This window comes from Oceanospirillum sp., from assembly GCF_982874595.1.
Map to the genome: position 1 here is coordinate 14,145 of NZ_CEYNZH010000007.1, position 25,743 is coordinate 39,887.

The following is a 25,743-nucleotide window of genomic DNA, read 5'->3' on the forward strand; positions in this document are numbered from 1 at the left end:
GATATGCCCTAAAGGGGATTCTCCTTGCCGGAAGCCCCCTTTAAAGACAACAACAAACAGAGGCGATTAAGATGATCTACGCACAACCTGGAACAGAAGGCGCAGTTGTAAACTTTAAAGAGCGTTACGGTAACTTTATTGGTGGACAGTGGGTTGAGCCCGTTAAAGGTCAGTATTTCACGAACACTTCTCCGGTAAACGGTGAAGCGATCTGCGAGATTCCACGTTCTACTGCTGAGGATATCGATCTGGCTCTGGATGCGGCTCACGCTGCTAAAGATGCCTGGGGTAAAACCTCAGTGACTGAGCGTTCTAACCTGCTGCTGAAAATTGCTGACCGCATTGAAGCAAATCTGGAAAAAATTGCGGTTGCTGAAACTTACGACAACGGTAAAGCCGTTCGCGAAACGCTGGCTGCTGACGTGCCGCTGGCGGTTGATCACTTCCGTTATTTTGCGGGTTGTATCCGTGCGCAGGAAGGTTCTATCGGTGAAGTCGACAACAACACTGTGGCTTACCACTTCCACGAGCCTCTGGGTGTTGTGGGTCAGATCATTCCATGGAACTTCCCACTGCTGATGGCGGCCTGGAAAATCGCTCCTGCACTGGCTGCCGGTAACTGTATCGTTCTTAAGCCTGCTGAGCAGACGCCTGCGTCTATTCTGGTTCTGCTGGAAACGATCGAAGACCTGCTACCTGCCGGTGTTCTGAATATTGTCAATGGTTTCGGTGCCGAAGCCGGTCAGGCTCTGGCGACCTCTACCCGTATCGCTAAGATCGCCTTTACCGGTTCTACTCCGGTGGGTGCCCACATTCTGAAATGTGCTGCAGACAACATTATTCCATCCACTGTTGAGCTGGGCGGTAAGTCCCCGAACATCTACTTCAAAGATGTTCTGGATCAGGAAGATGAGTTTGTCAGCAAGTGTGTTGAAGGTACGGTTCTGGCGTTCTTCAACCAGGGTGAAGTATGTACCTGTCCTTCCCGTCTGCTGGTTCAGGAAGATATCTACGAAGAGTTTATTGGTAAGGTTATCGAGCGTATTGGTCAGATCAAACGTGGTAACCCGCTGGATACGGATGTGATGGTGGGTGCACAGGCTTCTCAGGAACAGTTTGAGAAGATTCTGAGCTATCTGGAAATCGGCCGTAATGAAGGTGCTGAAGTTCTGGTAGGTGGTGATAAAGAAGCCCTGAGTGATGAGATGGGTGGCTACTACATCCAGCCGACTCTGCTGAAAGGCACCAACGACATGCGCGTATTCCAGGAAGAGATCTTCGGTCCTGTGGTATCCGTAACGACCTTTAAAGATGAAGTGGAAGCTCTGGCGATTGCTAACGACTCTGAGTTCGGTCTGGGTGCCGGTGTCTGGACCCGTGACATGAACCTGTCTTACCGTATGGGTCGTGGTATTGAAGCGGGCCGTGTATGGACTAACTGCTACCACCAGTACCCTGCACATGCAGCGTTCGGTGGTTACAAGAAGTCTGGTGTCGGTCGTGAAAACCACAAGATGATGCTTGATCATTATCAGCAGACTAAAAACCTGCTGGTAAGCTATGACATCAATCCTCTGGGCTTCTTCTAAGCACTTTGGGCGATGCCTCTGCCAGAGGCGGTCACCGTTAAACGGGATGATCCCTGTTAAACACACGTGATGCCTTTGGCAAACCTGCTACGTTACGCTTCACGGCGTATTTGATCTTCCAGAAGAGAAGCGGGATTCTTTCGTTGTTGGCTCTGTTTTCGAAAGCATTCCCGGAGGTGTTCTTCTGTTCCTCCGAACCCTTCCGAAGCTTTGTCGTCCTCTTCCGGGATCCTTTGCCCCGCTACTGTCGGGGCTTTTTTGTGCCTGTCTGCTCTATCGAGTGGTGCACATTTTTATTCGGGCAAAACTGTCCCAATAGTATCTTTATATGTCCTTACGGCCACTTATTGTTGAATCGACGGAGCTGCCCATCGAAGTCATTGTTGAGCGAATTGGCTTTAGTTCGGTGCTGACATTCCGCAACAAGTTCAAAGAGCGCTTTTCTTTGACACCGAATCACTGGCGCAAAACGTTCCAATATGAAGGTTGATTGTCGCTTTTTGCTCTATATATGTCCTATGCGACACTGTTTTGAGGGGGCAAAAGCGGACAAACTGTGCATCATCAAGTTAAATCAAATGAGAGGATGCAGAACATGAGCAAAACAGCCCTGATCGTAATCGATGTACAAAACGAATATTTCCCGCACGGTAACTACCCTCAACACGGTGTAGACGAAGCGCTACAATCCGTTAAGCAGGCGATTAACTATGCACAAGCCAACGATTGGTCCGTGGTTTTAGTTCAGCACTTTATGCCTGAAGGCGCGCCACTTTTCCAGGCAGGCACTGATAATGTTGCGATTCATGCGGATGTACTGGCCGCTGCAGCGGATGCGCCAGTAGTTCAGAAATACCACGCGGACAGCTTCTTAGAGACGAATTTAGATACTGTATTGAAAGAGCAGGGTGTTGAGAATATTGTGATCTGCGGCATCATGACGCAGAATTGTGTAGCATACACCGCGATTTCTCCAGATGCGGCGCAATACGATGTGAAAGTATTGCCAGCGGCTTGTTGCGCACCTGACCCTGTCGTACATGGCGCAGCGCTGGAAGCGATTCGTGATCGGGGTGTTGTGTTCACAGAGCTGTAAGCATTTACAGCAGGGTAAGCTTTGACCACATCAGGCAACGTAGGGTGAACGCCTTACGTAGCCTAACCAAAGCGCTTGCGAAAAGCTTGCGGCGATAGACCCACAATTTTGATAAACGCTTTTCGACACGCACTCACATCTTCATACCCCACCTGCTCGGCAATGGCTTCGAAAGACTGACGACTGGACTCTAATAACTCGCAGGCTTTTTGAATACGCACTCGTTGAATGTACAGCTGCGGTGATAAGCCAGTCGCTTTAGTGAAGCGTCGCTGCAACGTGCGAACCGTGGTATTCATCCTCTGAGCCAATTCGGTAATTTTCAGGGGTTGATCACTATTGTCTTGAATAAAATGCTGTAACTGGATGATTTCGGCATCGCCATGGGCAAGGTTTGGTACAAACTGTTGATAGTAACGTTGCTCTCGTTGTCCAGTATCGACCACTAGCATCTTGCCTAATTGGCGCATCAGCTTAGGCGAAGCTTGCTGAGCAATGATTTCTAACCCCAAATCGACCCATGACATCATGCCCCCGGCAGTGATGATATCTCCCTCATTGACTAGAATGGCCTCACTTTGCAAGGCAATGTCGGGAAAATGATCGTGAAACGTATCGATCAGAGCCCAGTGAGTCGTCACTTTTTTGTGTTGTAGTAGTCCGGTGTGGGCCAACAGAAATATACCCGCGCACACAGACGTTAGTATTGCCCCGTGTTGATGTTGGTGCGTCAGCCACTTGGATAGAGCGGGGTCTGATACCATATCAAAACCCCGTTTTAGGCTTGGTGGTAAGATCACCACATTAAACAAGGGAAGGTGTTCATTTGTTTCAAGTGCATCAGGCCATTCTAAAATCTGGCAAGCAAACGTTGTGGCTTCCGAGTCTGACTCGCGGCTGAGGTTAGAAGCTAGCGCAAACATCTCCTCCAACCCATGAACCGTGGATCTTAAGCAGTCTGGATACGCGACAATGGCAATCGACACCTCAGCCATAGAGACCTCTGTTTAAACAAACAAATATCGTCTCATAGAATGTACGCTTAGGCGATGTCGGCAAGCCATTGAGTGACACTGCGTGGCTGCAGACCGATTTTTGCCTGAGCGCTGTTTTCATAATGAATGGCCGAGTCGGAGGTTTGTGCTTTGGCTTCGTAACCTGAAACCACTTCGTCAGCGGCAGTACGGCCAAATAGTGTGGCCAAACGATCGCCAAATTCAGCTGGTGACAGAGCATCAAAGCGCACGGTTTTGCCGAAATGTTCACTGAATTCGGCAGCGAGCTCTTCCCCTGTAATCGCGGGTAACATGCCGACTTCCACCACACCGATCACTGTGCTGTCTTGTAGCAAATGCGCTGCTACGTCGGCGATGTCCAAATGCGAACACCAGGACACAGGGTAGTTCTCTCTTAGTGGGTAAGGCAGCACACCCTCTTTGCTGACCGGTTCCATTACAATCGGCAACAACAAGTTTTCAAGGTAAAGCTGTGGTGCAATCACCGCGGTGGGTACGCCTGTGGCGGTGACTTTCTCAATTAGGGTTGGCAAGGCACTGGTATCACCCTCAATACCAAGTTTCCAACCACTGGTAGAGATCACGACACGCTCTGGCTGTGCTTTAGCAATAGCCTCGGCAATATTATTGGCATACGTTTGTCGGTCGCTTTCAGAACCTAACGGTAGGTGCACAAAAATGCCGTCTGCGCCGGAGTAGGCCGCAACAAGAGACTCTACTGAGGCTAAGTCGACTTCGACTCCCTGGCCTGCCTTGATGCTATCAAGGTGACGTACTGCCGCCAAAGCCTCCTCTCCAGATTGTATTAACTGATCAAAAAGTGGTTTTCCTTGAGCGCCAGTTGCACCGTGAATGATGTATTTCATACTAGTATCCTAATGGTCTGTTTATTGATGTATTAATAGTTCCATATCAGAACTAGTTACGTAAAATGCACTAATAGAAGTTTTTTTAAGGAAGGCAGTATGAAACAAAGTCGACAAGAGCCCTGCTGCGGCGTGGCGCGTTTTCTCACTTTATTAGATGGTCCCTGGTCTACCCTGATCGTACGGGAATTACTGGCGGGCCCAATGCGTTTTACTGAGTTACGTCTTGCTTTGGATGGCATTAGTGCACATACACTGACAAACCGATTGAAACTATTTGAAGCCAACGGCATTGTCACGCGCACTGCGTTTGCTGAGACGCCTCCAAGGGTTGTATATGAACTGACGCCTTTGGGCGAGGGATTGAAAGATGTTTTAGAGGCGATGCGTTTGTGGGGGGAATCGGTGCCTGACTTTATCCATTGCCCCAGTACTTAGGGGCATTATTGACTGGATATGCTGTAGATTAGGATGTTTGTTTGAATTTCTTCGTTATATATCCTCCCTATCCATCAGATAGGAACTAACAATTCCACCCATATAAGCTCGATATCTACATCGAAGATATAAGGTTGGGAGTTTTTTTGTATCAGGAGTTTTTTTATCTCTTTCTTATCCATGTCCTGCTGAACGACAGCCTAGTGTTTGTAATGGCTGATCTGCTGTTGGAGTTGCTCGGCCATCTGATTCAGATGTTCATTCACCGTTCGGGAGGCTGATGCCCGCTCGGTAACGGTCTGTGCCCGTTGCAATATATCCTGCACACCCTGATCGACACTGGTGACTGCTTCCTGTTGTTCCCGGCTGATCTCGGCAATGGACTGATTCACCTGGGCGAGCTGGTGTAACTCCTGGGTAATCACCTGTATGGAGCTTTCAGCGGTTTTTGACAGCGCAACACCGGCATTCACCTGATCCCGATTCAGTTCAAGAGAGCGGATCGCGTCTTGCGAGTGGCGCTGCAGCGTAACGACCATCTGCTGAATCTCTTCTGTTGATTGGCTGGTTCGTTGGGCAAGGCTACGTACTTCATCGGCAACTACAGCAAAGCCCCGGCCTTGCTCTCCGGCCCGGGCGGCTTCAATCGCTGCATTAAGGGCCAGCAAGTTTGTTTGCCCGGCAATGTCCTGAATCACTTCCAGAACCGATTGAATTGAAGTGCTGTGGCGGACCAGGCTTTCTACGTTCTGCTCAACACTGTTGAAATGCTCGGCCAGTTCTCCGATGGTTTTAGCGGTTTGCTGAACATCCTGTTGTCCGGAAACGGCCCGTTTTGTCAGTTGGTCAACCTGTTCCAGTCCCTGATCCGTCGTCTGCAAGATAGAGTCTGCACTGGCCCCCAGCTCTGTTGCCGTTGAGGCGAGGGTTTGGCTGAGCCGTTTCTGTTCATCGCTTTGCAGATAGGTTGTCTGGCTGGTCTGCAGCCCTTCGCGGGCGGTGCATTTCAGGTCGTCAGCCAGAATACCGACATCGCTCACGGTGGTTTTGAACTTTGTCAGCAATAGCTGGATTGCCTCAGCCATACTTCGGATCTCGTCCCGGCCTTTCAGTGTCAGAGGTCGGGTCAGATCGCTTTCCTTTTCGATGGTGGTCAGTTCGTGTTGCAGCTGATTGAGCGGGCGGGTGATCGACCGGATGACGGCCACAGCGATCAGAACGGACAGTGGCAGAGTAAGCACAATTATCAGAAGGGTTGTGCGGAAAATTCCGTCGATACTTTGACTGCTTTGGGTGCTGAAGGCTGCAACCCGGGCGCTGGCATCCAGGGTTTGTTCAACGGCATGCTGCACTTGTCGGTTACTGGCTTTAAGCTGCTGCTGAAACAGGGATGTGAGTGCCATCATCTGCTGGTTCATGGATTCGACAATCAGGTGCGCTTCGCTGATCTCGGAGGCGGCCAGATTACTCTTGCCCTGCTGATAATACTGGTTGGCGCTTTCCATAAACTTACGGTATCCCGCAAGATTGTTTAACAGAGGGCCAATCATCTCCCGGAGGTCAGGCTCCATCGCCAGATTGGCCAGCTGATTCTCAAGTTTGTCAGCGGATTCGGTCGCTTTATTCAGTGAGTTGTAATACTGAGTGATACTGCCGTCGAAGTACCAGAACAGCATATCGGAATAGTTTTTCTGGATAGCCTGAGCCTGTTGAAGTTGCTGCTGTGTGAGGGTCTGCTGGTCGATCAGCTGCGCTTCCTGTTCTATCCAGCGGTTCTGATCGGTGACTTGCTCCTGTTGGCTTTTGCTGAAGTTGGCAATCTCGTCCAGCTGAAACAGAATCAGCAATAACACTGAGAGTTTGACCAGAACGAGAAAACCGGCCAGAGACATAATACGTGTGGTGACTTTGATTGAACGCAGAAACACAGTCATAGGACTACCTTTTTTGGCTTTTATTTTTATCAGCCAGCCAATGTAGACCTGAGTTATAAAAAGCAAAAGATAATGGGCAAAAAGGCTATTTTGTTCTTTTTGTTCATGGTTTTCAGGGCGAATTTTTACGATAGATCTTCTCTATCTTTGGGATCGAAACTGACAATTTCATTAATCATGGCCCGATGCCTATAGTGAACGCATACAGAAGGGGGGCGACTTTCTCATCTGAAAAGCGCTTAACCTTTCGGTGATCTTAGCCTTGTTTTTTGCCGGTTGATCCGGTCTGGGGTAAATACTATGTCCGCACTTATTAAGAAAATTCAGAATCAGAAAGCCAGCCCGCAGCAGAACGCGCTGGCGAACAAACAGAAGTTTGAGTGTAACTATAGGGATAACTATTACGGGGATAAAGCCTGTGTGCCTTGCGCCAAATAATGCTTGGATAATGGCTAAAAGATGCCTCCTGCTGAAGCAGGGGGCATTTTTTTGCCTGCTTTGCGCTGGTTAGGCGGCAAGGTATGATGCTTTCTTTTTTTAATGACAAAGGGGTAAGGCCTGATGCCTTTGGATGCGGCACCGGATCATATTAAGTTGGCTGTGGATCTGATTGAACTGCTGGAAAGCAACCAGATCGATAATCGCGTTGCAGAACAGGCTTTAGAGGTGGTTCTGAACGATGTGCGGGCAAAAATTGCGTCAGAAAAGCATGCCAATTCTGACGAAATCTGACTAAAGCAGGTGGGGTGAGCTGGATAGGTATTAACCTTGCTTGTTGATGAGTAAACTTGTCTTTTCGATACTGAATAGAAAGATCTTCTTTTTCAATCAGCAAGGTTTGTTTATGTCTGCTAAATCCCAAGGTGACAGGCTGTTGGCTTTTTTGCTTGGCGATAAGTCGTTACCCTATCAATACACCCATCATGCCGTTCTTCTTGTGGGTGGGCTGGGTTACTTGGCCTGTAGTATTTTTAACTATATTTTTCAGACGTCTGACATCATTCTTGCCTATGTTCAGATGGTGCTTTTCCTGATCATTATAGGGATCTGGTATCGCTCCCGTTTTCATAATCAGTATCGGCGTATGGCGCTGGTGTTTATCTTTTTGCTGACCCTTGTGGCGTTGCCGGTTAACTGGGTTTACAACGCGGGGCTGGATGGCCCAACCTATTTTCTCAATCTGTGTACGTTAGCGTATATAAGAGTGGCTTTTCGGGATTTAGGTATTTTCCGGAAGCTGGGTATCAGTCTGATTATTGTTATTCCTCTGTTGATGATGTGGCTTGATCTTAACGAGCCGGGCTTGATTTATCGTTATCCCAGTGAAATGGCCCGGGCATTGGATTTGAGTTTCAGTTTTGTGGTGACGTCGATTCTGCTGCTGGTGATGATGGGGACCTATTCGCGCCGATACCGGTTAGAGCGTGACCGGGCCGAACATCTGGCTGATCAACTGAGAATTCTGTCGGAACAGGATCCGTTAACGGGTTTACACAATCGCAGAGCGATGGACCGTTATCTGGATACATTGAAAGAGCGGGGCGCTGTGTTTTCTCTGGCGATTCTCGATCTGGATCATTTTAAGAAACTTAATGACCGGTTTGGGCACAGTTATGGGGATGAGGTGTTGTGCTTCTATTCCAAAGCGTTGAACCAGGTTGCCCTGAATGGCAAAGGTCTGGCGGTTCGTTTAGGGGGCGAAGAGTTTGTTCTGCTTCTGCCCGTAACAGAAACAGAAGCTGTTGAACAGATACAGGCTTTGTCGGAAAAACTGCAGGTCAGCTCATTAGAGCATGGTGTGGTTACCTTCAGTGCCGGTATTGTGCAGTATCATGATGATGAGTCCCGAGATCATCTGATGAAGCGGGCAGACGACTTGCTGTATGCCGCTAAGAATGCCGGACGAAACCGTATTTTTTCTTCGGCCCGGCAGTCTGCCGAATTGCAGGAAGAGGTTGTTTAACCTTTTTGTCCGGTCGCAAGGTCAGCGCCTTACCACCTTCACCCAATAGGGAAATGCCTGTGTATTTGTTACTCTCTTTGTTATTGACTCATATGCAAAGAGGTTAGGACTTGGTCTCTCGTTTACCGAAGTGGGTAGAAGCCGGTGCGTTTCTGTTGGCGCTTATAGCCGGTAGCGTTAATGCCGTTGGTTTATTAGGTTTTAAACATCAGGCCGTTTCCCATGTCTCGGGTACGGTCACCCTTTTGGGCACGCAGTGGGTTGATTCGCCACTGGATTCGTTGCACCTGCTGGGAATTATTATCAGCTTTCTTGTTGGCGCTGCTATTTCCGGTGTGTTGCTGAACAGCAACTCTCTGAAACTTGGCAGGCACTACGACTCCCTTCTTCTGATTGAAGCACTTCTGCTTGTTGCGACACTCTGGTCGCTTAATGAAGGGCTGCTTTATGGTCACTATCTGGCCTCTGCCGCTTGTGGGGTTCAGAATGCCTTGGCGACGACGTACAGTGGCGCAGTGGTACGAACCACCCACATGACCGGAATCGTAACGGATCTTGGTATTATGCTGGGGCAAAGTCTGAATGGGCGGGGCTTTGATCGGCGAAAAGCACTGTTATTTCTGCTGTTGATTCTGGGCTTTATTTTGGGGGGAACTGCTGGGGGGATGCTCTTTGAACACTATCAGTTCTTTGCGCTGATCCTGCCGATAGGTTGCTGCCTGTTACTGGCGTTGGTGTATCGTTTATATCGACTGAAGCGCTTGCGAAGCGTAAAACGCCAGAAGCAGAATTGAAGGCTTCCGGCATTTTTTGGGGGATGGTCAGGCTTTATTCGCAACAACGTAGGCCAGAACTTCAACCACCTGCTTCGGTGTTTCCGCCCAACCCATCGCCGCGGCATCCACCTCTTTCAGAGGGTGAATAATGTTCTCATCGTGCAAAGTAATGTACGGCTTGCCCAGTGCCGCGAGGTAACCCGCATCAAAAGCCGCATTCCACTGCTTATACTTATCACCGAAACGAACCACGGCGATATCGCATTTCTCGATCAGGTTTTTGGTGCGGATCGCATTCACTTTGGCTGACTGGTGGTCCCGCCAGAAGCTGTCATTCTGTTCACCCAGTACATCACCAGCGGCATCGCTGGCTTCATGATTGGTACAGGCCGATGTGAAGGTAATTGGCAGGCCTCGCTTACGGGCACCGGCTTCAATCTGGTCGCGCCAGTCGGTATGTATCTCACCTGAAAGGTAAACATTCCAGTTCATGGTTGTTTCTTCTCCTTATCGTTTTCTTGTGTTCGTTGTGCCAATCGCTGTGGGCAGGCGGGGCGAGGTTTATTTGCCCCGAAAAGGTGTGTAAAAGGATTTGATCTTTTTCAGATCGTTTTCGTAATCACCGGACGTTTGAAACAGAGGACCGACACCCCCTTGCTTATTGGGGTAGTCGACAAACCCCAGTACCAGAGGTACTCCGGCGCCATGAGCGATATGATAAAAGCCGCTTTTCCACTCACTGACATTTTTTCGGGTGCCTTCCGGAGCGATTACGACCAGTAGTTTATCTTCTTCGCTAAACCGCTGAATCATGGCGTCCACCAGATTGGTGGAACGGTCGCGCTCCACGGGAATACCTCCCAGCCAGCGCATGATACCGCCAAAAGGAAACCTGAAAATTGAGGTTTTTCCCATCCAATAAATAGGAAGTTTCAGTTTGAAGGCCAGCATCAGAGCGTAAGGCAGGTCCCAGTTAGTGGTATGGGGGGCTGCGACAAACATCGCTCTGTCCGGAATGCTTCTGGCATCGCCCACCGCTTTCCAACCCGCCAGCTTCAGTATGAGTACTGACAGCCAGTAGAAGATATGACGGATAACAGGGGTGGTGAATATCGTTTTGTGCATAGGGCTATGTGAATCCGGTTAAAGGTATTACCTGCTGAGTATAGACGGGCGCTATTATAGCCACTTACCCTTCTGTTTTAACTAACCTGTTGTTTTAAGAGTGAATGGCGGGTGTTCCGAACCAATAAAAAGCACCATCGTGAATGGATGGGTGAATACGACTAAAGTTCAGTTTTTGGTTGATTTTTACCTTCTCAAGCAGGATGGTAAGTCAGTGACTTTAGTCGGAAACTGAGGATGGGTCGTCACTCTCGGTATTGATGGCATGGGACTAAATGACCTGAGGGGGTTTCAGGGTTTAGTCCCATATCATTAGTAAGGAAAACACCATGGAACAGATCGTCATTATAGGGGGCGGTGCCGGTGGGCTTGAACTGGCCACTCAATTAGGACGCCGTTTTGGCCGGAAGGGCAAAGCGAGCATTACCTTAGTTGATAAGAACCGGACCCATATCTGGAAGCCTCTGTTGCACGAAGTTGCTACCGGTTCACTGGATACGAGTACCGACGGAGTGGTTTATCACGCCCATGCTGCTAAGCATGGCTATACCTTTCAGCTGGGTGAATTCTGCGATCTGGATACCGAGCAGAAAACTATCACTCTGGCGCCTTCATTTGACAGTGAAGGCGATCAGGTTCTGCCTGAACGCCAGCTCTCTTACGATAAACTGGTTCTGGCGATCGGTAGTGTCAGCAATGATTTTGGTACTCCCGGTGTGGCCGAGCATTGTTACTTTCTGGACTCCCACGCGCAGGCCGAGCGTTTCCACCACGGTTTGATCAATAACTTCTTACGTATCAATCAGAAGGCGACATCTGACAATCTGGAAATTGCTATTGTCGGTGGTGGTGCGACCGGGGTTGAGCTGTCAGCAGAGCTGTATCATGTGGCTGACCTGCTGAAATCCTATGGCTTGCCACAGATGACGGCGCAGCAGCTGAAAATCAGTCTGATTGAAGCGGGGCCGCGTATTCTGCCCGCCCTGCCGGAGCGTATCTCCTTGTCGGCACGCAAAGAGCTGGTTCGTCTGGGAGTTAATGTTCGTGAGTCGGTTCGTGTTGCCTCCGCTACAGAGGACGGATTCCTTACCGCTGAGGATGAAGAGATCAGGGCTGATATGATGATCTGGGCGGCAGGGGTTAAAGCGCCGGATTTTGTCAGCCGTTTGGGCGTCTTTGAGACCAGCCGCAATAATCAGGTGCTGGTACAACCCACTCTGCAGGCGAAGGGCTTTGATGATATTTGGGTGATCGGCGACTGCTGTGCCTGTGAGCAACCGGATGGTTCCTGGGTGCCGCCTCGGGCGCAGTCTGCACACCAGATGGCAGAGTGTGTGTTGAATAACCTGATTGCGCTAACCAAAGGTGACCCTCAAAAACCGTATATCTATAAGGACCATGGTTCTCTGGTCAATCTGAGCCGTTACAGCACAGTGGGCAGCCTGATGGGCAACCTGACCGGTAATAGTATGTTTATTGAGGGACGTATTGCGCGTTTCGTTTATATCTCGCTGTACCGGATGCATCAGATCGCCATTCACGGCTGGCCAAAAGCGATGCTGGTTATTCTGGCTGAGAAGCTGGGTAAGGTTGTGCGGCCAAAGATGAAGTTGCACTAATGTTTTCAGGCATCTTCTTTAAAATGCACTAAAAGCCGGGCGTTATGTCCGGCTTTTTATATTCCCTGGGTTATTTGTAACAGCATTCGACACTATTGATGCCGATTAGAGGTTCCTGAGCTTGTTAAGCTTTGTTGCATAAAAACACTGTTTGGTCGTTAGTGCTTCTGTCACTATGATTCTGATCGAAGGCCGTTAGGGATCGTTTCAGTTTTAAGGATAAACAGGAAACCAAAATGCGAATTGCTACTGTGCTGATCATACTGACAGTGATCACTGCGCCTTTAACGAAGGCAGACGTGATACAGAGTGAATTGTTGCTGGATGCCAAAAGTGAGCAGCTTTGCCAGAGAATTACCAATTGCGCCTGGAAGCACCTGGATGCGGATAACTTGCCCAAAAATAGCCAGCAGGAGCTCAGGCAGAGTTTGGGCGGGGTTTGTCAGTCTATTAAAGGTGATCTGCCCCCGGTTAGGGAAATGCACATTGAGGTCAGAGCAGAGGCTTGTATCGACAGTATGCTGAGTCAGAGCTGTGAGCAGTTGGTCATGGGGGCTCCTCCGACGCGTGCTTGTCAGCAGTTGGCGGAGGAGCTGGCCAAGCGATAAGGGTCGTTTTCAGGATACGTTCTGATCGCTTGTTCAACACCCGGAAAACATCTGCTTACAGCTTTCATTCTGAGATCAGAGGGCTTATCAGCTTAATCAGGTCGGCTTAATCAGAAAGAGTAGCGAAGGTTAATCTGTGTCAGATCGGCCTGCTCAGTTTCTTTATAGGCATCATTATTATCAACGGAGATGTGGCGACTGGTTGCATTCAGTTCCAGTTGTTCCGACAAACTCATTGAACCACCCAGCGTCAGCACCTGAATATCACTTTCATTGCTGTAGTAATCGTCAGAATATTCGGTTTGATACTGATCAGCAGAAGCAAACAGGCTGATGTCTCCCAGGCTTGCTTCAGCTTTAAGTTTAAACCCGGAGAGATCCTCTTTTTCTTCAAAACCGTCATAAGATGGCGTGATAGCTTCTCCTCCAACAAGGCTTGCCGTTGCCGCAATCACTGGTGTGATCTGATAGCGTCCACCCATTTCCAGTAGGTTCAGCTCTTTCTCATGACGGCTGTTATAGATCATGCTGCCGTCTGAGTAGAGCTCATCCCATCGAATGGTTGACGTATGAAAGAGTGCAAACATGTTCAGCGTTGAAATGACCCGGAAATCCACTCGGGTGACCAGTTGGTCTGTCTCGTAGCCGGATTCTGGCTGCTGATAACTTTCCGACAGGTTAAGGTCCTCAGTGATGGCCGCTTCAGCCAGGTGATGGCGGAAGCGCGCGGAAAGAGTGAAAGCATCGCCAATATCAATGACAGCACCTGCCTTCACCGAGAACTGGTTGATGTCCTGGTTTTCATCGGCATAACGTTTACCCAGTAAACCGCCGAGGTAAAACTCGGTGCTTTCAAAGGGGTGGTAATGCATGCTGCCTTCCACCGCCATACCGATATAAAGCGATTTGGGGTTTTCCCAGTCGCCACCGTCAATTGGCCATTGACCTCGCCCCATCAGAGGCAGTGTTGTTGTACTTAACTCGCTATCGCCGGGGTCAACGTTAAAGTACTGGCTGGTTTGAGAAAGACTGGCCAAAGCTGAGCTTTTAAATGTGATGGCTGATGGCTTGTCTTCCTCCGCTGTGGCAGTGTCTTGTTCTGCAGCAGCCTCTTTCTCAGTAATATTTTTACCGGGAATCGGCTCTTCGTAGGTTTCTTCTTCAAAGACGACAGGTGTTTTTTCTTCTGCTTCCTCAGCGGTCAGAAAAACCGGGGCAACTGTGGGGCCTGCCGTATAGGCGATCTCCTGAGGCTTCACTGGTTGCTCGAAAGCCTCTGTTTTCAGAACAGCCTCACCGGATTTCACTTTCAGATAACTACCGGCTTCTGTGGCTTTACCGGTTTTTTCCGTAAGACTGACCGCATCCTGTTCAGACAGATAGTAGATCTCAAGGTCGGTGCCGCGAATACCAATAGTGGCCACTGGTGTTTTGAGTGCAAAGTTGCGTTTGTTCGTTTGACCCACAGCCCCAGTAATAGAGCGCAGACCACCCCGTAAAAGAGTAGCGGTTACTTTATCGGTCTCTTTTTGCTGGTAGACATAATCGTTAATTTCGACCTTACTGTCCGGACGCACCGCAAAATAACCGCCGTCAACCATATCCAGCTGCATACTGCTGGCTGTTGCCGTTTCGATGACATCACCCTGATAGATTTTGCCGCCTTTGATCGCATGGCGGTAGATACCGTCCAGCGATGTGACTTCTGTTTTGCCGTGAACAAACAAGACGGTACCCACTGCTTTCTCACGGGTTAGTCGACCATCAATAGGGATGACACTGTTGGGCCGGATACCAAAAGTACTGCCATCTTTAATTTTTAAAATGGCTTCTCCATCACTGCCTGTACGAACACTCTGGCCGGATGACAGCGTTTGTCCCTGTTTGGCAGGCAGGCTTTTTTTGTTCAGATCAATAACCTGCACATTGCCGCTGAGGCTCTGAAGCGTTGCAATGGGTTGATTGCCGTCAGCAAAAGCCTCTGCCATCCCTGACAGCAGCATGCTGGTGACCAGCATCCAGAGAAGATAAACAGATGTATATGATTGAATGTGCAGAGGTCTCATTAAACAGAGTTCCGGTTCCAAAAAGATATTGGCCAGTGCAGTGAATCTGCACACCAGATTTTGGCATAGAATCAAGCTGGCAGAATGCCTGTTGAGTCTGGGCCATATAGACGTTCAATGAATCATATAGCAATTTTACTAAAAAGTGTTTTTTATGGATGTTTAAACGTGCAGTAAATCACCGATTCGACTCGAATTGTTCACTTAATCCTTGTCTGAGAGCCTTCAGTAATGTTTTTGGCCTTTGAGTCGCGCTCTGAACCAGAGCCGCAATACCATCCTGTGTTATTCCCTCGCCTGCATCCAGAGAGACAGGGAAAACCTGTACGATATAGCCGATACGATCCTGTATCCGAAGCTTTTCATAGAGGGATGAATACAGCTTGGCAGCCAATCGCTGAGTTGTTCCGGTTTCTCTGCTTTTGAGGTTGAAGGTTTCAACACTTCGCCAGACGAGAGCGGCATGGTTTAGGCGAGTGGAGTGGCTCAGGCTGATCTCCTGAACTGACTGATGGCTGCCTCCCGGTTGTTGCGTTCCATCAGGTTTTTTTGCGGCAAGCTGCTGGATTAGGGTCCTGAAGGGCATGAGTATCGGTTGGGTCGGGTAGGTGAGTTTTTGTACCAGTATTGGGTCTTGCGCATCCCGCTCTGATTGCTGACATTTTGATAAGTCTTTGCCTGTCAGGTAATCCGTTGGGAAGTTGTCGGTTGTCTGATAATTCAGTGGCAGATCACTGAATCCGGGGTGGCTGATCAGAGTGATAGCCGGAGGGCCCAAGATGGCTTCCTGAAAAAAATGGAGAGCGTCGAATGCTTCTTCCGCCTGGACAAAGCGTGTTGACCGATAGTGATGTTGTATCGCGGTATCTGTCGCTTTTAGTAGGGCAGGTTTTAAGCTTGTCTCAGATGGACTGTTTGAATGTTTTTGGACGTTGCTGTTTGTTGTCTTAAGGCGCTCACAGCAGCTTTTTTGAATCTGTTTCTGGAGCTGACTCAGTTTGGTGGTTTCCAGAGTATTTGTATCCGCTAATGTTCCCGCTGTTTTCGGAAGATCTGTACTGATTATCAGCAGCGCCTGGTGTTGCCACTGCATCGCCAGAATCAGACGAAAATCATCCGGTACTTTTAAGGCCAGTGCCAGACAATCCAGAGATTTCCAGCTCAGCAGTAAGTCGGATATAACACTGTTATCCAGCGGCCAAGCCCACTGTAACGTTGGTTTGTGTGTTACGGAAAAAAGATGCTGCTGATGACGAAACAGAGGCGGTGGTCGTTCTGATTTTTTAAACCGTTTTTGGGTTGATAGTGATTGCTTACCTGTTCTGTTTTTTTCATGGATAGAATCGTGGCGAATGGCTTCCAGCTGATTGTAGAGCGCTTGAGCTTTTTTCTTAAAACCGAAACCGGCAGGGTGTTCGATATAAAGACTGGCGGCCTGAGACAGATAGCCGGTTTCGTAGGCCAGATGTAGCTGACGCACCAGCTCTGGACCGTTATGGCCCAGACTGACGCGGTTGCCCGCCAGTAAGCGACAGAAAGGATGATCAGGATGAACCTGAGTTTGTATCAGGTTCATCAGCTGTTGTTCCGGATGTTCGCAATAGGCCTGATATTCACCATCAATAATACCAACTTCTGCGATCACCTCCTGCGGATGAAACACTGGCGCGTAGATCAGTTGCAGTAAACGAATAAAGGCTTCTTCCAGCTGTTCCGGCAGGCATTCAAGCATATAGCAGCTCTGTTCCAGCCGGGTCGAGGCGTTAATGCGGATTCCCGCCTGCGCCATAAGGCCCTGAAGTTCTCCCGCCGCCAGCGGATCCAGCTCTCTGCCTTGCAGGGCCGGGTTTGTCCCTGGTTCCAGTTTATGGCTGCCGAGAAACAAGCAATGCTCCAGCAGATGTGCCAGTCCCGGCCAGTCAGCGGGTTCATGGCCGCTGCCGAAGGGGACGGTCACAACAACGCGACAGAAGGCATTATCAGAATGGCTCAGATGGTAGTGTTTCATAGCAGCGCCTGTTGCTGGTAGAAGCTGAGTTCCTGTTGCAGTTGGTCAAGCCGGTTGGTGTACTGCCGAAAGCCGTGACCTTCCTGTGGGTAGAGGAAAAGCTCACAGTAACCCCCTGCGCTTTGATAATCGTTTTTAAACTGCAGGCTTTGCTCGGGTGGTACAACCCGATCCTGTCCGCCCTGAAACATCAGCAGAGCCGGGTAAGTCTGTTGCTGATAGAGGTTAAAGCGGGGAGAGCGGAGCTGATAAAGCATCTGATTCGATCGGGCATCGGCAATCAGCCAGTCCGGGTAGTGGGACTCAAACTTGTGGGTGCTGGCGGCCAGTCGCTCCAGATCACTGATACCGTACAGACTGACCACGGCATCAAAATAGCCCAGTGCCGCGGCCCGCATACAGATGTAACCACCGGCGCTATGACCCCGAATAGCCACCTTATTGGCGGAGATCCCCCGGTGCTGCTGCAGGTAGTGGCTGAACAACCGGGCATCTTCCAGATCGGCCTCACCCCATTCCCCCTGCAGTAGCTCCCGGTATTCTCTGCCGTATCCTGTGCTGCCTCTGTGATCCAGCTCCAGCACATTAAATCCCTGCTGGCACCAGAACTGCACCATTAGCTGTAAGCCGGGAAAGGCGCAGCTTGTCGGCCCGCCATGGGCGATGATCAGCAGCGGATTGGATGCCGGATTCTGATCGGCAGTCCTGGGGTGATAAATGCCATAGACCGGATGTTCCGGCAGTTTCAGGCAGATTCGCTCCGGTTGCGGAGTCTGCTGAAGGCTCTGGTAGGAGGTGATGGCATGCTGCCTGTACTCCTGATGCCCCTGATTCGCCTGATGCAGCGCAGCTTCAGGGTGAAGGGATATTTTGGTCAGATGCAGGGTCTGGTTGCTGCCTGCCGTCAGGCAGATCAGGTGCGGTGACTGATCGGGCTGGGGCTGATTGGGTGCGTGCTGATAGGGGGCGTGCTGATAGAGAGCCTGATCCTGCGCGATACTGAGATAAGAGAAAAAGCTCGGTTGGCTGTTTTGCTCATCGTTTGCCGGATTCAATTCCCGGCTTTGCAGGATGTTGGTTTGGGTTATTGGCGCGCTGAGGGACTCAGGCAGGGTCAGCGCCACCAGTTGCCAAAGCCCCTGAGTGCACTGGGCGATAATCAGTTTCAGGGTATTATCCTGCTGAAAAAACTGAAAGTGCCGACCGCCAAACTGCCAGGGCGCTGAACCACAATCAGCGTTTGGTGTGTAAACAGGTTCTGTTTCAGCATCGGTATTAACAGCATCCCGTGTTTTATCTTTAAACCGATACAGCCCCCAGAAACCGTGCTGGTCACTCAGAAAGTAAAGTTGTCCGTTGGGGGCAAATCTTGGCTGTTGCAGGCTGCTGGGTGCGGAAGGCATTTCGCCATTGAGCAGGATCTGATGCCCGGGCGTGGTTGATGCACCCAGTGCTTCACTTAACGGACCGTTCAGCGCTGCCAGTTGGCTGGCGCACCAGGGCTGATGGGGATGATGCCATTGTACCCAAACCAACTGTCGACCATCTGGACTCAACGTCGGGCTGGTATAAAAGTCTGCGCCCTCCGCCAGCACCTTACGTTCACCCTGAGTCAGATGAAACGCCACCAGTCGGTTGATAACGGCGTCTGGTGCATCTTCCTCTTCAATCGCGATGACCCATGGCAGATAAGCATGGAGAACCGGTTCGCCATAGCGGAAGGAGGAATGGCTATCGGATACCCTGATAGGGAACCTGGATAAGCAGGTGCGTTGGGAGGTATCGGCAGGTAAGGCGTTAGTCGGATCAAACGGCAGGCAATAAAGTTGCTGATCTGCTTCCTCAACCCAGATCAGAAGATGTTTTGAATTTTCATCGGTTGAGGGATCGAGCCCGGAGGCAGAGCAATGCCCAAGGGTATAAGGCATACCGCCGTATTCGTGTACGCGGCTTCTCAGACTGTGGGGCTCCGGCAGCACCGCCTGAGGCTGAGTATGGCTGACCTCAACTGCAGCGTCAGGCAGCCACCATAGACGGGTGGCGGTACTGGTTTCAGGGTCGTGCAGCAGCCAGAAGTCGCCATAGTTCATGCTCAGGGGAAAACTTACCTGAGCCTGAGAAGCGACCACCTGTTCCGGTGTCAGTTGTTTCAGAGTCTGTACTGCCGGCGCTGCTGCCATTCACTGTCCTCTGTTAAAAAACAGGTAAAGGATCACCCGACGGATTCTGTTCCAGCTGCTGAACCGAAATCAGCTGTGCCGAGTTCTTACGGTTACGGTAGATCAGAGGCTCGTTGGCGGGCTGAGCTTTGTCCGCATTGGCCTGAGCATCCGTAATCAGGTGACGGTGCGGTGACTTGCTGCACACCGGATCTGCGTTGTCTGCATCGCCGGTCAGCGCAAAGGCCTGACAGCGGCAGCCGCCGAAATCCTGTTCTTTCTCATCGCAGGAGCGGCAGGGTTCTTTCATCCACTCGTAACCGCGATAGTGATTAAAGCCTTTGGAGCGATACCAGATCTCCTCGACTGAGGTGTTCGTCACATTCGGGAACTCAATCGGCAGTTCACGGGCGCTATGGCAGGGCAGAGCGGTGCCATCCGGTGTGATGGTCAGAAAGAGATTGCCCCAGCCATTCATGCAGCCCTTGGGACGCTCTTCATAGTAATCCGGCACCACAAAAATCAGCTTGGTACGGTGGGTGTCTTTGATCTGTTCCCGATAGCGGTTGGTGGTGGCTTCGGCGGCTTCCAGCTGCGCCTTGGATGGCAGCAGATGATCGCGGTTTTTCAGTGCCCAGCCGTAATACTGGGAGGTTGCCAGCTCAACATAATCCGATTCCAGTTCAACCGACAGCTCGATGATCTTGTCGATCTGGTCGATATTTTCCCGGTGGATCACGCAGTTAAACACCATGGGATAGCCCAGAGCCTTTACGGTACGGGCGACTTCCAGCTTCTCTTCAAAGGAGCGCTTGTTACCGGACAGGTAGTTGTTCATCTCAGCATTGCTGGCCTGAAAACTGACCTGAATATGATCCAGTCCCGCTTCTTTAAACGCCTGCATGCGCTCGTAGGTTAAGCCCATGCCGGAGGTGATCAGGTTGGTGTAATAACCCAGATCCCGGGCGGCTTTGATCAGCTCTTCCAGATCGTCACGCAGCAGAGGCTCACCGCCGGAGAAGCCCAGTTGAGCGGCGCCCAGCTTGCGTGCCTGCTCAAAGACGGAGATCCACTGTTCGGTGGTCAGCTCCTGTTTGCGTTGTTCAAAATCCAGGGGGTTCGAACAGTAGGGACATTGCAGCGGGCAGCGATAGGTCAGTTCTGCCAGTAGCCAGAGCGGCTGGCCGGTTTCAGGGGTTGGCGGAACCTCTGTGCGCACGGTTTCCTGTGCATCGGTTGTTGCATCCGCTGCAATCTCAGAGGCTTTCTGTGGGCTGTCAGGCAAACTCGATCCAGTGCAACTCATGGTGCGCCTCGGTAAAAAAGTCGATCACATCCTGAACCAGATCGTCACCGGCTTCGGGAAACTCCGCTTTAAGCTGGTCGATGATCTGAGCGATAGTCCGGTCGCCATCCACATGATTAAGAATGGCTCCGGCAGATTCGTTTAACCGCACCATGCCCTCCGGATAGAGGAGTACATGGCAGTGGGAGGCAGGCTCCCACTGGAAACGAAACAGCCGGTTAATGGCAGGGGTTTGCTGCATCAGGCTGTCCATAGTCATTCCTTACACGATTCTTGAGTGGTGGATGATCTCATCAGTCACCGTGTGGAACGGGCGACGATTGAGTTCATGAGCCATAGAGAGAGAATCCAGCAGGCACCAGAGAATATCCAGTTTGAACTGCAGAATGTTCAGGGCGCGTTCCTGCTGATCGCGGGTGGTGAAATGATCCAGCGTGATCTGAATACCGTGCACCACATCGCGACGGGCTTCACTCAGGCGATTGCGGAAATACTGCAGGCCTTCCTGTTCGATCCACGGATAGTTATCCGGCCAGGTGTCGAGGCGGGACTGGTGAATCTTAGGGGCGAACATTTCGGTCAGCGAGGAGCAGGCGGCTTCCTGCCAGGTGGCTTTGCGGGCGAAGTTAACGTAGGCATCCACGGCAAAACGTACACCGGGCAGTACATGGCGATGATCCAGCAGCTCTTCCCGAGGAATACCCACCGCTTCACCCAGACGCAGCCAGGCCTCAATACCGCCTTGTGAACCTTCGCGGCCATCATGGTCGATGATGCGCTGAATCCAGTGGCGGCGAACCTCCTGATCGTGGCAGTTCGCCATAATCGCAGCATCTTTAATCGGTATGCTGACCTGATAGTAGAAGCGGTTGGCTACCCAGGCACGGACCTGCTCAGGGGTACATTCGCCGTTATGCATGGCGATATGGAACGGGTGATGAATATGGTAGAGATCACCTTTGGTGCGCAGACGTTGTTCAAACGCTTCGCGGGTCCATGGCAGGGTTTCGGGGGACTGTTGCTGGCTCATAATGGCCTCCGTTTTTATTGTTGTGGGTAGCGCGTTTTATGTTTTTCCGGCCGGTTTAGCCGGAACTCAGAGCTTAATATCCATACCGTCGAAAGCGACTTCGATACCGGCTTCATCCAGCTGGACTCGTTGTGGTGAGTCCTCTACCAGAATCGGGTTGGTGTTGTTGATATGAATAAGTACCCGTTTTTTGTCCGGATAGCGGGACAGAAACTCGATCATGCCGCCTTCACCATTCGGGCCATCGCCCCATTGCGGTAAGTGGCCAATATCGCTGCCCCGTTTGTCAGCACCCATCAGTTCGATCAGTTCATCGTCCTGCCAGAGGGTACCGTCCACCATCAGGCAGTCGGCCTGATCGATTAAGGGCAGCAGATGCTCTTCGATCTCACCCAGACCCGGGGCATAAAAGACTTTGCCGCCGGTATTGGTATCGGTGATCAGTACACCGATGTTGTCGCCGGGATGCGGGTCAAAACGGTGTGGAGAATAAGGTGGCGCTTTACTGCTCAGGTGAACCACCTGCAGGCGAATGCCCGGAACCTCAGAGATGTAGAAGGGTTCTGCATACAAAGGGATGCCTTTACGCTGCAGGCCACCATTCCAGGCCTCCAGCATCGGGAAAATCGGGAAGCCACGGCTCAGATCCTGAAACACCATGTCGGTGCAGTAAACCGTGTGCGGGCAGCCTTCGCGCAGCATCAGAAGGCCGGTGCTGTGATCGATCTGGCTGTCGATCAGCATGACCGCTGAGATACCGGTATCCCGGATCTTGCGGTTTGGCTGAAGCGGGGCGAAAGATTCCAGTTGAGCACGGATATCCGGTGAGGCGTTAAACAGCAGCCAGTTTTCGCCATCAGCGCTGACGGTAATGGACGATTGGGTACGGGCGGTGGCTTTAATCGTGCCTTGACGCACGCCAGTACAGTTGGGACAGTTGCAATTCCACTGAGGGAAGCCTCCGCCTGCTGCGGAACCTAAAACCCGAATATGCATAGTGCTTCCCCTTGTATTTGCTGGTCAGGTATTTTGATCGCTGTCGAAGCGTCGGAAGGGAAAACCCAAAGCCGGGTTTTCCCCGGCAACCGGAAAGCTCCGGCAGCCATAGCGCTTAGCGGTTGCTGAAGTACATAGTGACTTCGAAACCGATGCGCAGGTCCTGATAGCTAGGTTTTTTCCACATGATGCTTACCTCTGTTTGGGTGATCCGCCTGAGCTGTTTTTAGCCGCAGGCATGGCTGAAACCCGGTTATTGTTGTGGTCTTAACAGAGCCTGAACGCTTTGTTCAGACACCAACAATGTTAGGCAGGGCATGGTGGCGGGCAATATAGTACTTCGGGACTATATCGAACCCCTTATGGTCGTAGTAAAAAGGTTTATTAAAAAATGGGTGTTTTATTGAACTCTTGTTCAGTCAATCTGAGCCCTAGGACGCATGGTGAGCAGGTGTGATAAATACTATAAAAACAGCTCTGTATGGCCATTCTGAAACCTCGGCAGAGGCGCATCAGAATCCAGATATCGGAGCCAATATGACAGGAATCACCGAAGCATTAATATCAACGGCAGAGTCCCGATCCCCTTTCTTGACATCTTCTGCGTTAGCCGCCCCATCGGAGTCTATGTCCTCACGGACTTCAGCGGTCACAGCGGTTTCTCATCGGGATGATATCCAAGCCAGTGCTTCGGAGCTGGCGGAGATCTTCGCAGAGCCTGCTCTTAAGTGGGTCCTGTTTTTCTGTTCGGCCCAGCTTGATGTCGAAGCTCTGGCCTCCGAGCTGGAACGTCTGATGCCGGATAAAGCCATTATCGGCTGTACCAGTGCCGGAGAGCTTAGCCCTATGGGTTATTGTCAGGGCAGTGTGACCGCTGTTGCTTTCCCGGAAAGTACCTTTCATATCGAAACCGCCCTGATTGAACATCTGAACCAGTTTGATTTTACCGAAGCCCAGCAGCAGGTCAGCCATATGCTGGAACGCTGTCAGCATCGTCAGAAAGCACCGGTTAAAGGGCATACCTTTCTTCTGACGCTGCTGGATGGCATGTCAGAGCATGAAGAGGTGGTACTGAATACCCTGAGTGCGGTTCTGGGCAGTATTCCGATGCTGGGCGGTTCTGCCGGGGATGACCTGGATTTCTCCCATACTCAGGTGGTTTATCAGGGCAAGAGCTATCAGAATGCTGCCGTGCTGATGCTGATCAACACCGCCTGTCCTTTTATGGTGTTTTCCCAGAAGCATGTGGAAGATACCGACGAACTGTTTGTGGCCACCAAGGTAGACAGTGAGCACCGCAGGGTTTACGAGCTGAATGCCCAGCCCGCTGCTGAAGTCTATGCCCGTTCGCTGGGGGTTACCACGGATCAGTTAACACCTTCTATTTTTGCCCAACATACCCTCAGTGTCCGTATCGCCGGTGAAAGCTTTGTCCGGGCGGTACAGAGGGCCAATGAGGATGGCAGTCTGAGTTTCTATTGTGCTGTGGAACGAGGTATCGTCCTGCGGCGCAACCGGCATCTGAATATCCCTGAGACGCTGGATCTGTTACTGGAGCGCATCGATGATGAGCTTGGGGCGCAACAGTTGACCCTCGGTTTTGACTGTATCTTCCGGCAACTTGAACTGAGCTCACGAAAAGAGCTCGACGAGGTCTCTGAGCGCCTTTCCCGCAGGAATATTGTTGGCTTTAACACCTATGGTGAGCATGTCAATGGCATCCACCTGAATGCCACCTTTACCGGTGTTGCCATTGGTCGTTGCCCGGAGAGTGTCGGATGAGTCATCAAAGCCTGACAGCGGTGGAGTATCAGGAACTGCTGGCGCTGCGTCAGCAGGTTGAAAAGCTGGAAGAGCGTAATCAGTGTCTGGCGGATGAAAACTATCGCCTTCAACAGATGAATCTGGCCCTGATCGATCGGGTTGAGGCCGCTCCGGATGTGGGAGGGCGTGCCTATGCCGCTTTTGAAAATTCTGCGCTTCTGGCGGAGCAGGTGCGGGAACGTACCGCTGCCCTGAATGCCGCGCTGGCGGATCTGCGGGACAGCAACCAGGCGCTCAAGCAAGCGCATATCGATATTGAAACCCTGCACAATCGTCTGATGGATGCCATTGAAGGCATGACGGACGCCTTCGTGTTGTTTGATGATCAGCGCCGTATGGTGCTGTGTAATAGTCGATACCGGGAGATCTGGCAGCGCTATGGTTTCCCGATTATGGTCGGAACGACCCTGACTGAAATCAATCGCCACGGTGCTGAAATCCTCTTGGATGATGCCACCACCCAAGAGGAGCTGCAGTTGTATCAGCAGGCTTATGGTCAGGTGATACGTCTAAGGGATGGCCGCTGGTTGCAGGTGAATCAGAGGGAAACGTCCACCGGTGATCTTTCGATTCTCTACACCGATATTACGGAGCTGAAAGCGATAGAAACTGAGCGCCGGGAAGCGGCGCTGGCGGAGAAATCCCGGGTTCTGCAGAGCACCCTTGAGAACCTGTCTCAGGGTGTCGTATTGGTTAGTGATCAGGGCATACCTGAGGTCTGGAACACCCGTCTGACCGAGCTGACCGCTATTCGGGAGCATGAGTTGAGGCATTGCCAGAGCTTTAGCGGATTACTGCGCAGAAGGCTTGGTGACCCCGAAAGCAAACCCCAGGTGAACAGCGCAGTGGTTGGCCAGAGCTGGCCACTGTCTTTGGATGATAGTGCACACTATGAGATAGGACTGAATGATGGTTCTGTGCTGGAGATTCGCCATCAGCCCCGGGCGGAAGGTGGCCGGGTGATTACCTTTACCGATATTACCGAACGCAGCCTGTTTGCCCGTGCCCTTCAGCAGAGTGAGCAGAAGATGCGCCTGATTACTGATGCGCTTCCTGCGATGATCTGTTACATCAATGCCCGGCAGGAGTACGAGTTTACCAATAAGGCCTATCAGGAGTGGCACGGCTTGCATCGGGATGAACTTTTGGGACGGCAACTGGCTCAGGTCTACTCCGGGCCGGAGCTTAAGCGACTGGAACGCTACGTTCAGAAAGTGATTCAGGGCGACAGTGTCAGCTTTGAGGTGGATGAAGCGAATCAGGAGGGAGAAATCCGGTATCTGCATAAAACCTATGTGCCCCACCTGGCTTCCAGTGGCGAGAC

At 51.1% G+C, this 25,743-nt stretch carries 25 protein-coding genes; 12 read left to right on the forward strand and 13 right to left on the reverse strand.

What is annotated here, in order from left to right; translation table 11 throughout:
- Window positions 1-71 precede the first annotated feature (71 nt).
- From exaC to AC4GL5_RS04825, 3 genes are all read left to right on the forward strand, one after another.
- The gene (gene exaC, locus AC4GL5_RS04815; protein ID WP_490381657.1) at window positions 72-1,589 is read left to right on the forward strand and encodes an acetaldehyde dehydrogenase ExaC; all 1,518 of its coding nucleotides are present in this window, start codon (window positions 72-74) and stop codon (window positions 1,587-1,589) included.
- Between the two features lie 328 nt (window positions 1,590-1,917).
- On the forward strand, window positions 1,918-2,079 hold the full coding sequence (locus tag AC4GL5_RS04820) for a hypothetical protein (protein ID WP_490381658.1): 162 nt from the start codon (window positions 1,918-1,920) through the stop codon (window positions 2,077-2,079).
- A gap of 105 nt (window positions 2,080-2,184) precedes the next feature.
- The gene (locus AC4GL5_RS04825; RefSeq protein WP_490381659.1) at window positions 2,185-2,685 is read left to right on the forward strand and encodes an isochorismatase family protein; all 501 of its coding nucleotides are present in this window, start codon (window positions 2,185-2,187) and stop codon (window positions 2,683-2,685) included.
- A 62-nt stretch (window positions 2,686-2,747) separates the two neighbouring features.
- Here AC4GL5_RS04825 and AC4GL5_RS04830 read toward each other — a convergent pair whose 3' ends face one another.
- Window positions 2,748-3,680 carry a GlxA family transcriptional regulator gene (locus tag AC4GL5_RS04830; protein WP_490381660.1) on the reverse strand — a complete coding sequence of 311 codons (933 nt, stop codon included), beginning with the start codon at window positions 3,678-3,680 and terminating at the stop codon, window positions 2,748-2,750.
- A gap of 47 nt (window positions 3,681-3,727) precedes the next feature.
- Window positions 3,728-4,567: an SDR family oxidoreductase gene (locus AC4GL5_RS04835; protein WP_490381661.1), complete on the reverse strand. Its 840-nt coding sequence runs from the start codon at window positions 4,565-4,567 to the stop codon at window positions 3,728-3,730.
- A 99-nt stretch (window positions 4,568-4,666) separates the two neighbouring features.
- Here AC4GL5_RS04835 and AC4GL5_RS04840 point away from each other — a divergent pair, with 99 nt between their 5' ends.
- Window positions 4,667-5,005: a winged helix-turn-helix transcriptional regulator gene (locus tag AC4GL5_RS04840; RefSeq protein WP_490381662.1), complete on the forward strand. Its 339-nt coding sequence runs from the start codon at window positions 4,667-4,669 to the stop codon at window positions 5,003-5,005.
- Between the two features lie 200 nt (window positions 5,006-5,205).
- On the opposite strand, the gene AC4GL5_RS04845 is transcribed toward AC4GL5_RS04840, so the two are convergent.
- Entirely contained in the window at window positions 5,206-6,939 is a 1,734-nt protein-coding gene (locus AC4GL5_RS04845; protein ID WP_490381663.1) for a methyl-accepting chemotaxis protein, read from the reverse strand.
- A gap of 300 nt (window positions 6,940-7,239) precedes the next feature.
- Between AC4GL5_RS04845 and AC4GL5_RS04850 the strand changes: the two genes are divergently transcribed.
- The 4 genes from AC4GL5_RS04850 to AC4GL5_RS04865 all read left to right on the forward strand — a co-directional run bounded on the left by AC4GL5_RS04850 (window position 7,240) and on the right by AC4GL5_RS04865 (window position 9,696).
- The gene (locus AC4GL5_RS04850; protein ID WP_490381664.1) at window positions 7,240-7,377 is read left to right on the forward strand and encodes a hypothetical protein; all 138 of its coding nucleotides are present in this window, start codon (window positions 7,240-7,242) and stop codon (window positions 7,375-7,377) included.
- Between the two features lie 123 nt (window positions 7,378-7,500).
- A complete protein-coding gene (locus AC4GL5_RS04855; RefSeq protein WP_490381665.1) occupies window positions 7,501-7,671 on the forward strand; it encodes a DUF2496 domain-containing protein in 171 nt (56 codons plus the stop codon).
- Between the two features lie 112 nt (window positions 7,672-7,783).
- On the forward strand, window positions 7,784-8,902 hold the full coding sequence (locus AC4GL5_RS04860) for a GGDEF domain-containing protein (protein ID WP_490381666.1): 1,119 nt from the start codon (window positions 7,784-7,786) through the stop codon (window positions 8,900-8,902).
- A gap of 110 nt (window positions 8,903-9,012) precedes the next feature.
- Window positions 9,013-9,696, forward strand: a complete 684-nt coding sequence (locus AC4GL5_RS04865) for a YoaK family protein (RefSeq protein ID WP_490381667.1) — start codon at window positions 9,013-9,015, stop codon at window positions 9,694-9,696.
- A 27-nt stretch (window positions 9,697-9,723) separates the two neighbouring features.
- Here AC4GL5_RS04865 and AC4GL5_RS04870 read toward each other — a convergent pair whose 3' ends face one another.
- Together AC4GL5_RS04870 and AC4GL5_RS04875 are read right to left on the reverse strand one after the other, a co-directional pair.
- Window positions 9,724-10,170, reverse strand: a complete 447-nt coding sequence (locus AC4GL5_RS04870; protein WP_490381668.1) for a YtoQ family protein — start codon at window positions 10,168-10,170, stop codon at window positions 9,724-9,726.
- 69 nt (window positions 10,171-10,239) lie between these two features.
- Window positions 10,240-10,803, reverse strand: a complete 564-nt coding sequence (locus AC4GL5_RS04875; protein ID WP_490381669.1) for a lysophospholipid acyltransferase family protein — start codon at window positions 10,801-10,803, stop codon at window positions 10,240-10,242.
- A gap of 329 nt (window positions 10,804-11,132) precedes the next feature.
- Here AC4GL5_RS04875 and AC4GL5_RS04880 point away from each other — a divergent pair, with 329 nt between their 5' ends.
- Window positions 11,133-12,422 carry an NAD(P)/FAD-dependent oxidoreductase gene (locus AC4GL5_RS04880; RefSeq protein ID WP_490381670.1) on the forward strand — a complete coding sequence of 430 codons (1,290 nt, stop codon included), beginning with the start codon at window positions 11,133-11,135 and terminating at the stop codon, window positions 12,420-12,422.
- Between the two features lie 236 nt (window positions 12,423-12,658).
- Entirely contained in the window at window positions 12,659-13,030 is a 372-nt protein-coding gene (locus tag AC4GL5_RS04885) for a hypothetical protein (RefSeq protein WP_490381671.1), read from the forward strand.
- Window positions 13,031-13,140: 110 nt separating this feature from the next.
- Here AC4GL5_RS04885 and AC4GL5_RS04890 read toward each other — a convergent pair whose 3' ends face one another.
- The 8 genes from AC4GL5_RS04890 to pqqA all read right to left on the reverse strand — a co-directional run bounded on the left by AC4GL5_RS04890 (window position 13,141) and on the right by pqqA (window position 22,782).
- Window positions 13,141-15,096: a FecR family protein gene (locus AC4GL5_RS04890; RefSeq protein ID WP_490381672.1), complete on the reverse strand. Its 1,956-nt coding sequence runs from the start codon at window positions 15,094-15,096 to the stop codon at window positions 13,141-13,143.
- Window positions 15,097-15,274: 178 nt separating this feature from the next.
- On the reverse strand, window positions 15,275-17,104 hold the full coding sequence (locus AC4GL5_RS04895) for a M16 family metallopeptidase (protein WP_490381673.1): 1,830 nt from the start codon (window positions 17,102-17,104) through the stop codon (window positions 15,275-15,277).
- On the reverse strand, window positions 17,101-19,284 hold the full coding sequence (locus AC4GL5_RS04900; RefSeq protein ID WP_490381674.1) for a S9 family peptidase: 2,184 nt from the start codon (window positions 19,282-19,284) through the stop codon (window positions 17,101-17,103). Before AC4GL5_RS04900 ends, AC4GL5_RS04895 begins: the two co-directional genes overlap by 4 nt.
- A 13-nt stretch (window positions 19,285-19,297) precedes the next feature.
- Window positions 19,298-20,548 carry a pyrroloquinoline quinone biosynthesis protein PqqE gene (pqqE, locus tag AC4GL5_RS04905; RefSeq protein WP_490381675.1) on the reverse strand — a complete coding sequence of 417 codons (1,251 nt, stop codon included), beginning with the start codon at window positions 20,546-20,548 and terminating at the stop codon, window positions 19,298-19,300.
- The gene (pqqD, locus tag AC4GL5_RS04910) at window positions 20,541-20,822 is read right to left on the reverse strand and encodes a pyrroloquinoline quinone biosynthesis peptide chaperone PqqD (protein WP_490381676.1); all 282 of its coding nucleotides are present in this window, start codon (window positions 20,820-20,822) and stop codon (window positions 20,541-20,543) included. The genes pqqE and pqqD overlap by 8 nt, the downstream gene beginning before the upstream one ends.
- A 9-nt stretch (window positions 20,823-20,831) precedes the next feature.
- Complete coding sequence (pqqC, locus tag AC4GL5_RS04915; RefSeq protein ID WP_490381677.1) at window positions 20,832-21,599, reverse strand: pyrroloquinoline-quinone synthase PqqC; 768 nt, start codon at window positions 21,597-21,599, stop codon at window positions 20,832-20,834.
- Window positions 21,600-21,665: 66 nt separating this feature from the next.
- Entirely contained in the window at window positions 21,666-22,595 is a 930-nt protein-coding gene (gene pqqB, locus AC4GL5_RS04920) for a pyrroloquinoline quinone biosynthesis protein PqqB (RefSeq protein WP_490381678.1), read from the reverse strand.
- 115 nt (window positions 22,596-22,710) lie between these two features.
- Complete coding sequence (pqqA, locus tag AC4GL5_RS04925) at window positions 22,711-22,782, reverse strand: pyrroloquinoline quinone precursor peptide PqqA (RefSeq protein WP_086481114.1); 72 nt, start codon at window positions 22,780-22,782, stop codon at window positions 22,711-22,713.
- A gap of 350 nt (window positions 22,783-23,132) precedes the next feature.
- Between pqqA and nosP the strand changes: the two genes are divergently transcribed.
- A complete protein-coding gene (gene nosP, locus AC4GL5_RS04930; RefSeq protein WP_490381679.1) occupies window positions 23,133-24,377 on the forward strand; it encodes a nitric oxide-sensing protein NosP in 1,245 nt (414 codons plus the stop codon).
- On the forward strand, window positions 24,374-25,743 hold a 1,370-nt coding region (locus AC4GL5_RS04935), incomplete at its 3' end, for a PAS-domain containing protein (protein WP_490381680.1). The genes nosP and AC4GL5_RS04935, both read left to right, overlap by 4 nt.